Below are 12,869 nucleotides of genomic sequence, written 5' to 3' on the forward strand. Positions count from 1 at the left end.
GTGTTCGACGCCTGATTCTGCGCCTCGCCCGGCCCCCTGTAGGAGCGAGCTTGCTCGCGAAGAGGCAATCACATCCGCTAAAGATTCAGCGGTTGCCCCCCCTCCTCGTAAGCAACTCACTCCCACACGAACGTACTCTGAACCCTCCCGGCGCGAGAAACGGTCGGGGAAACGGCTTACTTCTCACCGCGACTGCGATCAATTGAGAAACCTGCCCAGGTCTGGCTGACAGGCATCAGTTCCAGGCTGTTGACGTTGACGTGCGCCGGGGTGTTCATGATCCAGAAAATCGTTTCGGCGATGTCATGCGGCTGGATCGGCTCTGCGCCTGCGTAAGTCGCGTCGTACTTGGACTGATCGCCACCGAAACGCACCAGCGAAAACTCGCTTTCGCACAAGCCAGGCTCAAGATTGGTCACGCGCACGCCGGTGCCGACCAGGTCGTTGCGCAGGTTCAGCGAGAACTGCCCGACAAATGCCTTGGTACCGCCGTATACGTTACCGCCCGGATACGGATAATTGCCCGCGACCGATCCCAGGTTGACGATGCTGGCGCCGCGTCCGTAAGCGATCAGACGAGACAGCAGCGTGCGGGTGGTGTAGACGAGCCCTTTGACGTTGGTGTCGATCATCGTGTCCCAGTCGTCCAGATCGCATTTGGGCGCAGGATCGATACCCAACGCCAGACCGGCGTTGTTGATCAGGCCTCGGATCTTCGCGAACTCGGCGGGCAGACCGTCGACAGCCTTCTCGACCGCCTCACGATCGCGCACATCCAGTGTCAGGGTGTGAACCTTGGTCTGCTTCGACAACTCAGCGCTCAGCGCCTGCAGACGCTCCTCACGGCGACCGGTCAACACCAGTGACCAGCCGGCCTCTGCGAAACGGCGCGCGCAGGCTTCGCCAAACCCGGAAGTAGCACCGGTAATGAACACGGTAGAAGTCATATCGTTCTCCTGACTGAGGGTTGCGGCTTATGGGATAAGCGTTGGTTAACGCAATCTGCGTTTGATGTAGGAAAGTTCTGGAGAATGCCCGCGCGGGCGGCTCTGGATCAAGTCTTCGCGCAACCATCGTCGTACAACATGACGCAGTACAAAAAACGTACAGAAGCAGCGAAGCCTTGCAACATAAGGCCTGCACGCGGTTTTGCCCACGTTATCCACAGCCAGACTCACAAAATCCGGGGGCAACTCATTATGTTTGCATGCCCCGTCATACACAGCCTGTGGGCGACCCCCGAGAGAGTTTCGCTTGACCTGCACGGACGTATCTGACGCCTGACTGCATTCAGACCTGCTCAAGTGGACAGGATCAAGAGCCACAAGCCAGAGATTGCGCTACCTGCGGCGGCCTTTCCAAGGGTTGCGCACAGAGTTATCCACAGGCCGTCAGACACAGTGAACTGTATAAAAAACCAGCTTATCAAGCGTTGACAAACACCCTCGAAATACCGGCGGAAATCACCGATCAAAAATCAACCAACCCTCTGAAAGCCCCGTAATCAAAGGCTTGTAGCCAACTGCCACCAACTTATTCACAGTCAGTTCCACAGTAAAACTGAACAAGTCAAAACCGTGACAAAACAACCGTTTGCAGCGGCTAACTGTCGCGTTTTGAGAGCACTTCAAAATTGTTTTCCACAATTGGCTGACGCTGTGCAAAACGATGCCTCAAACCATTGGCGGAAAAACAAAACGCCCCGGGCGTAGTGCCCAGGGCGTCAGGGATCAAACCGTACAATCTGAAATCAATGCCCGCCAAGGTAGGCGTTCCGGACCTCCTCGTTGGTCAGCAGCTCCTTACCGGTGCCCGTCAGACGAATCTCGCCGTTCACCATCACATAGGCGCGATCCGACAGCTTCAACGCATGGTTCGCGTTCTGCTCGACCAGAAAAATCGTCATCCCAGTCTGCGCCAACTCACGCAGCGTGGAGAAGATCTGCTTCACGATGATCGGCGCCAGGCCAAGGCTCGGCTCATCCAACAGCAACAACTTGGGGCGACTCATCAATGCACGGGCGATGGCAAGCATCTGCTGCTCGCCGCCGGACATGGTCATCGCCCGCTGATTACGACGCTCCTTGAGCCGCGGAAACAGCTCGAACATGCGCTGCATGTCCTCGCTGGCGTACTTATCCCCAATCGGGATCGTGCCCATCATCAGGTTTTCTTCCACCGACATGTCGGGGAATACGCGGCGGCCTTCGGGCGATTGCGCGATGCCGTTGGACGCGATGTAGTGCGACGACTTGTGGGTGATGTCGGTGCCCTGATAGATGATCTGCCCGCTGGCCGCCCTTGGCTGGCCGAAGATCGACATCAGCAGCGTGGATTTACCCGCGCCGTTAGAGCCGATCAGGCTGACGGTTTCGCCCTCGTCGATGTGCAGCGATACTTTCTTGAGGGCCTGGATCGGCCCGTAGTACACGTCGATCTCTTTCAGTTCGAGGATCGGCTTACTCATACCAACTCCTCTTCATCAGCACCCAGGTACGCGGCGATCACTTTCGGATCGTTGCGAATCTGCTCCGGCTTGCCTTTGGCGATCACGTTGCCGTGGTCGAGCACGACGATATCGTCGGAAATCCCCATGACCATGCCCATGTCGTGCTCGATCAGCACGATGGTCATGTCGTGTTCATCACGCAGATGGCGAATCATGCCGCTCAGCGCTTCGGTTTCCTGTGGGTTGAGGCCTGCGGCCGGTTCGTCCAGACAGATGACCTGCGGACGCGTACACATGGCGCGGGCGATCTCCAGTCGGCGCTGCTGGCCGTAGGACAATTCGCCGGCCAGGCGGTTGGCGCAGTCCACCAGATCCACCACTTCAAGCCAGTAAAAGGCCGTATTCATGGCGTCTTCTTCGGCCTTGCGGTAGCCCTTGGTATTGAGAATGCCGGCAATCATGTTGCGATTGACCCACATGTGTTGGGCAACCAGCAGGTTCTCGACGACCGACATTTCCTTGAACAGACGAATGTTCTGGAACGTGCGCGCCAGACCCGCCCGGTTCACCAGATGCGTGCCGCCGAACATTTTGTAGAACAGACGGCTGCCGAAACGCTTGGGCGACGCGAAGTCGCTGGCGCGGAACTGCTCGCCCAGCAGCTGGATGACGTTGGTCTTCTTGCCGCGGGCGTTCAACTCGATGCGCCCGCCGGTGGCTTTGTAGAAGCCGGTCAGGCAGTTGAACACCGTGGTCTTGCCGGCTCCGTTGGGGCCGATCAGGGCGAAGATCGAATTGCGGCGTACCTCGAGGCTGACGTCGCTGAGTGCCTTGATGCCACCGAAATGCATCATCAGGTTTTCGACGGAAAGAACGATTTCGTCGCTCATCACGCGCCCTCCACTTTTGCCAGCACGCCTTTGCGTGGTTGTACGCCGGTACGGCTGATGCGAATCAGGCCACGTGGGCGCCAGATCATCATGAGCACCATCAGGATGCCGAACAGCAGCACGCGGTATTCAGCGAAGCTGCGCAGCATTTCCGGCGCGACGGTCAGCACGAACGCGGCGATCACTACGCCCACGGTGGAGCCCATGCCGCCGAGCACGACGATGGCCAGGATCAGCGCGGATTCGAAAAAGGTGAACGACGTCGGGTTGACGAAGCCTTGGTAACTGGCGAAGAACACCCCCGCCAGACCCGCCGTCGACGCACCGATGGTAAACGCCGAAAGCTTGACCAGCACGTGATTCAGGCCCATGGAGCGACAGGCGATCTCGTCTTCACGCAATGCTTCCCAGGCGCGGCCAACCGGCATGCGGGTCAGGCGGTGCTTGATGTACAGCACGGCCAGCACGACGAGGAACAGCACGGCGTAGATGAAGATGAATTTCAGGTCCGGGTTGTATTCGAAACCGAAATATTCGTGAATGGGAACGCCGCCGTCTTTGGCACGCCGACCGAACTCCAGGCCGAAGAACGTTGGCGAAGGCACCGGCACGCCGTTCGGGCCACCGGTGAACGACAGCCAGTTGTTGAGCACCAGACGAATGATTTCGCCGAAACCCAGGGTCACGATCGCCAGATAGTCGCCATGCATGCGCAAGACCGGGAAGCCGAGAATGCAGCCTGCAAACGCCGCAGCGATGGCCGCCAATGGCAATGCCGACCAGAAACCCAGGCCCAGATACTGATAACCCAGCGCCAGACCGTAGGCGCCAATGGCGTAGAACGCCACGTAGCCCAGATCGAGCAGACCGGCCAGGCCCACCACGATGTTCAGACCCAGACCGAGCAATACGTAGATCAGCCCGAGGATGACCACGGTCAGCAGGTACTTGTCGGCGAACACCGGGAAAATCACCGCGATCAGAATCATCAGCGGAATGATGAAGCGCAGTCGTGTTTTGTAGCCTGGCGGCAGTACATGCACGCCTGAACCCGAGCTTTCGAAACTCTGAGCGATGGCCACGCCCTTGGGCGTCTGCAGAAACAGACTCATGAGGAAGCGGCCGACCACTACCACGCCGACCAGCGCCGCGACGCGACCCGGTTGCATGTTGAAGCCATAGCCGTCCAGCACGATGCCGACGATGGGACCGAACACGATCAGCGCCAGCAAGCCGGCGACTACTGCGTCGATCAGGCTTTGTTTGATATCGATGGGTTTAGTAGGAGCAGACATGGTTATACCTTCGCCACGAGTGGGCGACCCAGCAGGCCTTGAGGACGGAAGATCAGAATCACTACCAGCAGGCCGAAACTGAACACGTCTTTGTAGTCAGAGTTGATCAGACCGGAGAATTGCGACTCGGCAACCCCCAGGATCAACCCGCCGAGCATCGCACCCGGCAACGAGCCAATGCCGCCCAAAACCGCGGCGGTGAAGGCCTTGATGCCGATGACGAAACCGGCGAAGAAGTCGAAGGTGCCGTAGTTCATGGTGATCAACACGCCGGCCAGCGCCGCCATGGCTGCACCGATGACAAATACGTAGGAGATGATCCGGTCAGTGTTGATGCCCAGAATCGACGCCATTTTGCGGTCCTGCTGCGTCGCGCGGCACATGCGGCCCAGCTTGGTGTACTTGATGATGTAGGTCAGTACGCCCATGCCGATGAATGCGGCAATCAGGATGAAGATCTTGGTGTAGGTGATCTGCACGAAACCGCTGCCCACTTCGAAGCGCATGGCGCCTTCGAGCAGGGTGGGAACGCCTTGCTGGCGAGGGCCCTGGGCAATCTGTGCGTAGTTTTGAAGAATCAGGGAAATACCGATGGCACTGATCAGCGGCGCCAGACGGGTCGAGTTACGCAGCGGCTTGTAAGCCACGCGCTCGATGACGAAACCGTACACACCGGTCACCACGATGGTGAAGATCAGCGTGCCGAGAATCAGGAACGGGAACGACTCGATGCCGAAGAAGGACAGCACGGCCAGGCCGATCGCTGCGAGGTAGGCGGAGATCATGTACACGTCGCCGTGGGCGAAGTTGATCATGCCGATGATGCCGTAAACCATCGTGTAACCGATGGCGATCAGGCCGTAAACCGAACCGAGGGTCAGGCCGTTGACCATTTGCTGCAGGAAAATACCATCCATCACGCACGCTCACGAACTTGAAAGGCCAACCTGGCGCATACCGGTCTGTCTCCTCGTGAGAGACAGCGGGACGGCACGATGGCAACAGAAGAAATCCGGGGCAGCGCCTGCGCAGCCCCGATTACCGGAGAGCGTCGAGTCGAGGTCCGAAGTCCGGGACACGACGCTTCCGACTAGGAGCTCAACTCACTTCTGCTTTTCGAGCTGGTGATATTTGCCGTCCTTGTCCCACTGGTAAACCACGTAGTCGGAGACTTTCAGGTCGCCTTTGGTGTCCCAGGCTTTCTCGCCCATGACGGTTTTCACCGGGTGGGCTTTCAGGAACTTGGCAGCGTCTTCGCCTTTGTTGGACTTGGCGCCGTTGAAGCCGGCGGCCAGGGCCTGAACCGAAGCGTATGCATACAGGGTGTAGCCTTCAGGCTCGTAACCGGACTTGCGGAACTGCTCCACCACAGCCTTGCTGTCTGGCAGCAGGCGCGGGTCGGCACCGAAGGTCATGTACACGCCATCAACGTATTGTGCGCCACCGGCGGTAGTGACCAGTTCGTCGGTCACAACGCCGTCGTCGGACATGAACTTGACGTCTTTCAGACCTTGCTCACGCAGTTGGCGGACCAGAGGACCGGCTTCCGGGTGCAGGCCGCCGAAGTAGACGACATCAGCGCCGGTAGAGCGGATTTTGGTGACCAGGGCGCTGAAGTCTTTCTCGCCACGGGTCAGACCTTCTTCCAGCACAGGCTTCACACCGCGAGCGGTCAGCTGTTTGGCGGTGGCGTCAGCCAGGCCTTTGCCGTAGGTGTCTTTGTCGTTGATGACCGCGACTTTCTTGGCTTTGAGCACATCGACGATGTAGTCACCGGCAACGACGCCCTGCTGGTCGTCACGACCGCACATACGGAACATGGCGCTCAGACCGCGTTCGGTAACGGTCGGGTTCGTGGAGCCTGGGGTGATCGCGATGATGCCGGCTTCATCATAGACTTCAGAAGCTGGAATGGTGGATGAGGAGCAGAAGTGACCGACGACGCCGGCTACCTTGTCCGACGCCGCCTTGTTGGCGACCGCTACGGCCTGCTTGGGCTCGCAAGCGTCATCGTATGCGGTAATTGCGATCTTCTCGCCGTTGACGCCGCCAGCGGCGTTGATCGCGTCGGCTGCTGCTTGAGCGCCTTTCATGTACTGCTCGCCAAACGAGGCGTTCGCACCGGTCATCGGGCCCGCGACGCCGATCTTGATGTCAGCCTGCGCAAAAGTAGCCGCACCCATTGCAGTAGCAACTGCGAGTGCCAGAAAGCCTTTCCTGTAAAACGTCTGCGACATGAGTTGGTGCTCCTAGGTTTTTTAATTAGCACTGCGACCACAGAGTTGCTCTGAGCAAGTGGCGTGCCATCGGTTTTTTATTCTGAAAAAAGTCATCGTTTTGTTGTTATGCGACTGATTCGAGCCCTTTTTAACTGGGCGTGCAACCGTCTAAACCGCGCAAGGTGCAACCCTGCGACATTGAAAGAGCAACCCTCCCGAATAATGCGCGCAACCGCGCCAACCTGACCTGTACAACCCTGTTGTTACAGCCTGCGTCACCGAACTGCACACCGCCGGTGCGGGGCCGCTACGGGACGCACCATTTCAGGTTAGTGGATGCGCGGCTACGCGTTGGTCCAAGACAGACATCTGGCCTCAGATGACAACTCTGAGGCACTGACCGGCATGGTATAGCGAAAAGCCAGCTTCGTACAAAGCACTGCGCAAACCAATAGCCGAGAGCGGCTGCATGTCGGCGAAAGGAATGGGCAGGACGGACCTGTCACCGGTGCACAGGTAATCGGCGAACGCTTTGCCCACCACTGTGCCGGTGGTATTGCCGCGCCCGTTGAAACCGGTGACCGCGACCAATCCTGGTGCAGGTTCGAACACCCGCAGCAGATGATCGGGCGTAAACGCAATGCAGCCCGTCCAGGTGCATTCCCACTCGACCTTCTTCAGATACGGAAAGTAGTGCTGCTGGACCCGATCGGCCCAGGCCTTGAGGAACCAGCCCGGTTTCTGATTGCCATTGCCCAGACTGCCCAGCAACAGGCGTCCGTCGGCGTCGCGGCGAATACTGCTTAACACCTGGCGGGTATCCCAGGACCCCTGGCCCCCCGGCAAAATCTGCTGAGCCGCCTCTTCGGTCAAAGGCGCCGAAGCCACCTGATAGTAATAGCCGGGGAAGAAATGCCGACGCAGCTCGGTCCACTCACCCTCGGTGTAGGCATTGGAAGCGATGACCACCTGATCGGCGAGGACCGAGCCGTTTTCCGTGATCACGCACCAGCGTTGGCCCTGTCGCTCCAGCTGCTTGACCGGCGAATGATCGAATCGCAGCCCGCCCAGTTTGGTGACGGCAGCGGCCAACCCGCTGGTGTACGCCATCGGGTTGATGGTGCCCGCGCGCATGTCCAATAGGGCCGACGTGATTTGTCGGGTGCCGGTGGCCTCCTGACAGGCTTTGCCGGTGAGCAGCTCGACCGGGGCACCGCGGCGCTTCCACTGCTCCTCGCGGCTGCGCAGGTCCAGTTCGCCTTTGCCGTTGTGTGCCATGTGCAAAGTGCCTTTGCGCGTGGCCTGGCATTCGATGCCATATTTTTCGATCAGGCTGAACACCAGAGATGGCGCGTTGCCGAGCATGGTGTTGAGTTGACTGCCGACTTTCTCACCGAAACCGGCTTCGATCTCGTCAGGCGGAATCCACAGGCCAGCGTTCACCAGTCCTACGTTGCGCCCCGAACCGCCCTGCCCCGTACGATGAGCCTCGACGATAACCACGCTCTTGCCTTGCTCGAGCAAATGAATTGCTGCCGACAACCCGGTAATCCCTGCGCCGATCACGCAGACATCAGCCGTAACCTCCCCTTTCAACGCCGACGCCTCAGGCCTCTGCGGTGTCAGCGTTTCCCACAAGCATTCTTCGTGTAACGGCATCGCACAACCTCGGAAAGAGACAACGATGATTCAAATTCGGTGTTGTTTGTTCTGACGCTATCGCGAGCAAGCTCGCTCCCACAAAGTGGATACGGCCGGAAGGTGCGCACCATTTTTTGTGGGAGCGAGCTTGCTCGCGAATAAGGTCAACGCGGCACTTTTATTGACCGCGCCTCAATCAATCAAACGTAATGCCTTGCGCCAACGGCAGTTCGCGGGAGTAGTTCACAGTAGCGGTCTGGCGACGCATGTAGCCTTTCCAGGAATCGGAGCCCGACTCACGGCCGCCGCCGGTTTCCTTCTCTCCGCCGAATGCGCCGCCGATCTCTGCACCACTCGGGCCAATGTTGACGTTGGCGATGCCGCAATCGCTGCCCAGCGCCGAAATGAACTGCTCCGCTTCACGTACGTCGGTAGTGAAGATGCACGAGGACAAGCCTTGCGGCACGTCGTTGTTCAAGCGCACCGCCTCCTCGAACTCGTCGTAGCCGACCACATAGAGGATCGGTGCGAACGTCTCGCTGCGCACCACGTCGCTCTGCTCCGGCATCTCGACGATGGCAGGCGACACGTAATAGGCGTTCGGGAACTTGTCGTCCAGCTGGCGCTTGCCACCGAAGACCTTGCCGCCTTCGCTCAGTGCCTGCTCCAGCGCTTCCTGCATGTTTTCGTAGCTTTGTTTGTCGATCAGCGGGCCCACCAGATTGCCTTCCAGCGGGTGGCCGATGCGCACTTTGGCGTACGCGGTTTTCAGGCGCTCGACGAACTCGGCCTTGACCGAGTTGTGCGCGATCAGACGACGCAGGGTGGTGCAACGTTGACCGGCGGTGCCAACGGCACTGAACAACACGGCGCGAACGGCCAGATCCAGATCGGCACTCGGGGTCAGGATCATGGCGTTATTGCCGCCCAGTTCGAGGATGCTGCGAGCGAAACGCGCGGCGATTTTCGGCGCCACTTCCCGGCCCATGCGCGTACTGCCCGTTGCACTGATCAGCGCAACGCGGGCGTCGTCGACCAGGGTTTCTCCGGCTTCACGGCCCCCGACAACGCACTGAGCAAGGTAGGGCGGAGCGTCGGAAAACTCAGCGGCAACGCGATCGAACAACGCCTGGCATGCCAAGGCGGTCAGCGGGGTCTTTTCCGAAGGTTTCCAGATCACCGAGTTACCGCACACCAGCGCCAGCGCGGTGTTCCATGACCAGACCGCCACCGGGAAGTTGAACGCACTGATCACACCCACGACGCCCAGCGGGTGCCAGGTTTCACGCATGTGGTGGCCAAGACGTTCGGACGCGATGGTCAGGCCGTAGATCTGACGGGACAGCCCGACAGCGAAGTCGCAGATGTCGATCATTTCCTGCACTTCGCCCAGGCCTTCCTGGGTGATCTTGCCGGCTTCCCAGGAAACCAGTTCGCCCAGATCGGCCTTGTGCTTGCGCAGGGCCTCGCCGAACAGGCGAATCAACTCGCCACGGCGCGGTGCAGGCACTTTGCGCCAGGCCTGAAAAGCATGTTCGGCGCGGGTGATGCGCTGCTCGACTTCAGCGGCGCCTTCCCAGCTTACCGACGCAACCTGACTGCCATCGATCGGGGTGTGCACAGGCTTGTCGCCCTTCTGATAAAGAGCAGGGTCGACGCCGAGGCGGGTGAGCAGGTCGTTTAGCATGATATCTCCTGAGGTCGGATGGGCCGTAAACGCGAATGCGCAATACTGAAGTGGGTGCGGCCATACGGTGATAGCGTCAGCCTGTAGTAATAGCTGGATGGAAGTGCCTGAACAAACGACGATTAAGCGAGATATCATTCCGTTTTTTCATGCTGACTGCGGGCAAGCCTGAATATGCTGAACAAACGCCACCTCCCCTCGGTGACCGCGCTGCAATGTTTCGAAGCGGTCACCCGCCATCTGAGTTTCACTCGCGCCGCCGAGGAGCTGAACCTGACCCAGAGCGCTGTCAGCAAACAGGTCGCGCAGCTTGAGGAACTGGTGCAGCACCTGTTGTTCCGGCGCGTGCGGCGCCGTTTGCAGCTGACGCCCGCCGGCGCGTTGTACCTGAGCGAAGTTCGCAAGGTCCTGACGCAGATGGAGATGTCGACGCATTTTCTGCGTTCCTACGGCGGCGAAACCGAAGTACTGCGTGTATCGACACCTTCAACCTTCGGGGCGCGCTGGCTTGTGCCGCGGTTGAAGGGTTGGCGATTGCGGCATCCGCACATTCATCTGGATCTGGTCAATGAACAGGAGAGCGACGACCTGGCGCAGAGTCGCTGTGACATGTCGTTCTACTTTGGCCAAGGGGCCCGTCCGGGCGCTGAAAGCGTCAAGCTGTTCAGCGAAGAACTGGTTGCCGTCTGCGCGCCTGACATCCTGCCGGACAAACCTTTCACCGATCCGACGCAATTGGCCGAACTGGTGCTGCTGCAGAACGCTCACCGACCGCAAGCCTGGCATGACTGGTTCGACAGCCAGGGCCATCAGACTGAACACAGCTATCACGGCCCGCGCTTTGAAACGTTCTACATGTGCATACGTGCGGCGCAGGTCGGCTGCGGCGTGGCGCTCCTGCCGCGCTTTCTGGTGGAAGAAGAGCTGGCTGACGGCAAGCTGATCATCCCTTGGCAGCACGCACTTCCCAGCCACGACGCTTACTACCTGGCGTACCCGGAACATGCGGCGGAAGTCCCGAAAATTCGTGTGTTCGTGGAGTGGATGCTGGAGCAGCTCAACGAGCCCACACCGCAGTGACAACTCGCGTTCGTGTCAAACACCGCAATAACAACGCACACTCGTAGGACCGGCTTCAGCCGGGAAGCAGCCGGTATGAGCACCATCGATTCTGCAGCATGCCTCCTGACGCATTCCCGGCTGAAGCCGGTCCTACAAATTGGAGCTTCGGCAGTCCACGCATAGGCGTTTCAGCCCGTGTTTATCAGGTGCACGCAATCAATGGCTGAAACATTTCTGCCCCTCTCGCACGACGACTGGCATTATGTCCGCCATCGTCAATGACAGGCTGGACGTAGTGGCAGGACGCCAATATTGCTGCTGCCACAAGGCTGTATGCGACATCGACCCGATTCCACGGCCGCACCCTGGGCGGCCGCTGCTGGCTGGAGCGACACAATGAGTGAGAGCGCTTTCGCGGATCGCATCGTGCAAAACCTGCTCGATACCGACCTCTACAAGCTGAGCATGATGCAGGCTGTGCTGCACAACTACCCGAACGTGGATGTGGAGTGGGAGTTTCGCTGCCGCAACAACGAAGATCTTCGCCCTTATCTGACACAAATCCGTCAGCAGATCGAACAGCTCTGCGATCTGTCCCTGAGCGTGGAAGAAACCGGTTTTCTGGAACGCATCAACTTCATGAAGCCGGATTTCCTGCGCTTTCTCGGCCTGTTCCGCTTCAACCTTCGCTACGTGCACACCAGTATCGAAAACGACGAACTGTGCATCCGTCTTGCCGGTCCCTGGTTGCACGTGATCCTGTTTGAAGTGCCGATCCTGGCCATCGTCAGCGAAGTGCGCAACCGCCACCGCAATCCTGAAACGCTGCTCAGTCAGGCGCGCGATCAGCTGTATCGCAAGTTCGACTGGCTGACCGCGGCCGCCACGGCTGACGAACTCGCCGAGCTGAAGGTTGCCGATTTCGGCACGCGTCGACGCTTCTCTTTTGCCGTGCAGGAAGACGTTGTCTCGGTCCTGAAAAAGGACTTCCCCGGCCAGTTCGTCGGCACCAGCAATGTCCATCTGGCGCGAAAGTTCGACCTCAAGCCGCTGGGCACAATGGCCCATGAATGGATCATGGCGCACCAGCAACTGGGGCCGCGCCTGATCGACAGCCAGATCGCCGCGCTCGATTGCTGGGTCCGCGAATACCGGGGGCTGCTGGGCATCGCCCTGACCGATTGCATCACCACCGACGCCTTCCTGAATGACTTCGATCTGTTCTTCGCCAAGCTCTTCGACGGCCTGCGCCACGACTCGGGCGATCCGGTGCAGTGGGCGGAAAAATGCATCCGGCATTACCAGAAACTCGGCATCGATCCGATGAGCAAGACCCTGGTGTTTTCCGACGGCCTGAACCTGCCCAAAGCGCTGGAAATATTTCGGGCATTGCGTGGTCGGATCAATGTCAGCTTTGGCATCGGCACCAACCTGACCGCCGACGTTCCCGGTATCGCACCGATGAGCATCGTGCTGAAGATGACTGCCTGCGCTGGCCAGCCTGTTGCGAAGATTTCCGACGAGCCCGGGAAAACGCAGTGCAAGGACCCGGAGTTCGTGTCCTACCTGCGTCACGTATTCAAGGTGCCAGCCTGAGTCGAGCACCGCTTTTCACTTTCTTGAATG

10 protein-coding genes are annotated in these 12,869 nt (G+C 59.2%); 2 read left to right on the forward strand and 8 right to left on the reverse strand.

Translation table 11 applies throughout. From position 1 onward, the window contains the following. Positions 1–176 precede the first annotated feature (176 nt). From BMZ10_RS17515 to BMZ10_RS17550, 8 genes are all read right to left on the reverse strand, one after another. A complete protein-coding gene (locus BMZ10_RS17515; RefSeq protein WP_093464982.1) occupies positions 177–947 on the reverse strand; it encodes an SDR family oxidoreductase in 771 nt (256 codons plus the stop codon). Positions 948–1,750: 803 nt separating this feature from the next. Beyond that, positions 1,751–2,467: an ABC transporter ATP-binding protein gene (locus BMZ10_RS17520; RefSeq protein ID WP_062378956.1), complete on the reverse strand. Its 717-nt coding sequence runs from the start codon at positions 2,465–2,467 to the stop codon at positions 1,751–1,753. Continuing rightward, entirely contained in the window at positions 2,464–3,339 is an 876-nt protein-coding gene (locus BMZ10_RS17525) for an ABC transporter ATP-binding protein (protein ID WP_093464985.1), read from the reverse strand. The genes BMZ10_RS17520 and BMZ10_RS17525 overlap by 4 nt, the downstream gene beginning before the upstream one ends. Beyond that, on the reverse strand, positions 3,339–4,634 hold the full coding sequence (gene livM / locus BMZ10_RS17530; RefSeq protein WP_093464988.1) for a high-affinity branched-chain amino acid ABC transporter permease LivM: 1,296 nt from the start codon (positions 4,632–4,634) through the stop codon (positions 3,339–3,341). The genes BMZ10_RS17525 and livM overlap by 1 nt, the downstream gene beginning before the upstream one ends. 2 nt (positions 4,635–4,636) lie before the next feature. Further along, on the reverse strand, positions 4,637–5,551 hold the full coding sequence (locus BMZ10_RS17535; RefSeq protein ID WP_093464991.1) for an ABC transporter permease subunit: 915 nt from the start codon (positions 5,549–5,551) through the stop codon (positions 4,637–4,639). A gap of 186 nt (positions 5,552–5,737) precedes the next feature. Further along, positions 5,738–6,871, reverse strand: coding sequence for an ABC transporter substrate-binding protein (locus BMZ10_RS17540; protein WP_093464994.1), 1,134 nt, complete (start codon positions 6,869–6,871; stop codon positions 5,738–5,740). Positions 6,872–7,228: 357 nt separating this feature from the next. Further along, a complete protein-coding gene (locus BMZ10_RS17545) occupies positions 7,229–8,512 on the reverse strand; it encodes an L-pipecolate oxidase (protein WP_093464997.1) in 1,284 nt (427 codons plus the stop codon). 178 nt (positions 8,513–8,690) lie between these two features. Next, entirely contained in the window at positions 8,691–10,181 is a 1,491-nt protein-coding gene (locus BMZ10_RS17550) for an L-piperidine-6-carboxylate dehydrogenase (protein ID WP_093464999.1), read from the reverse strand. A gap of 174 nt (positions 10,182–10,355) precedes the next feature. Here BMZ10_RS17550 and BMZ10_RS17555 point away from each other — a divergent pair, with 174 nt between their 5' ends. Both BMZ10_RS17555 and pncB read left to right on the forward strand, forming a co-directional pair. Next, positions 10,356–11,261, forward strand: a complete 906-nt coding sequence (locus BMZ10_RS17555) for a LysR family transcriptional regulator (protein WP_093465001.1) — start codon at positions 10,356–10,358, stop codon at positions 11,259–11,261. 378 nt (positions 11,262–11,639) lie between these two features. Continuing rightward, a complete protein-coding gene (gene pncB, locus BMZ10_RS17560) occupies positions 11,640–12,839 on the forward strand; it encodes a nicotinate phosphoribosyltransferase (protein WP_093465003.1) in 1,200 nt (399 codons plus the stop codon). The last annotated feature ends 30 nt before the right edge of the window (positions 12,840–12,869 follow it).

It is taken from the genome of Pseudomonas sp. NFR16, from assembly GCF_900108875.1.
Classification (GTDB): domain Bacteria; phylum Pseudomonadota; class Gammaproteobacteria; order Pseudomonadales; family Pseudomonadaceae; genus Aquipseudomonas.

Bases quoted from the DNA above. Each gene is read 5' to 3' on its own strand.
- pncB (WP_093465003.1), top strand. From the start codon at position 11,640: ATGAGTGAGAGCGCTTTCGCGGATCGCATCGTGCAAAACCTGCTCGAT.
- BMZ10_RS17555 (WP_093465001.1), top strand. From the start codon at position 10,356: ATGCTGAACAAACGCCACCTCCCCTCGGTGACCGCGCTGCAATGTTTC.
- livM (WP_093464988.1), bottom strand. From the start codon at position 4,634: ATGTCTGCTCCTACTAAACCCATCGATATCAAACAAAGCCTGATCGAC.
- BMZ10_RS17515 (WP_093464982.1), bottom strand. From the start codon at position 947: ATGACTTCTACCGTGTTCATTACCGGTGCTACTTCCGGGTTTGGCGAA.
- BMZ10_RS17545 (WP_093464997.1), bottom strand. From the start codon at position 8,512: ATGCCGTTACACGAAGAATGCTTGTGGGAAACGCTGACACCGCAGAGG.
- BMZ10_RS17535 (WP_093464991.1), bottom strand. From the start codon at position 5,551: ATGGATGGTATTTTCCTGCAGCAAATGGTCAACGGCCTGACCCTCGGT.
- BMZ10_RS17525 (WP_093464985.1), bottom strand. From the start codon at position 3,339: ATGAGCGACGAAATCGTTCTTTCCGTCGAAAACCTGATGATGCATTTC.
- BMZ10_RS17520 (WP_062378956.1), bottom strand. From the start codon at position 2,467: ATGAGTAAGCCGATCCTCGAACTGAAAGAGATCGACGTGTACTACGGG.
- BMZ10_RS17540 (WP_093464994.1), bottom strand. From the start codon at position 6,871: ATGTCGCAGACGTTTTACAGGAAAGGCTTTCTGGCACTCGCAGTTGCT.
- BMZ10_RS17550 (WP_093464999.1), bottom strand. From the start codon at position 10,181: ATGCTAAACGACCTGCTCACCCGCCTCGGCGTCGACCCTGCTCTTTAT.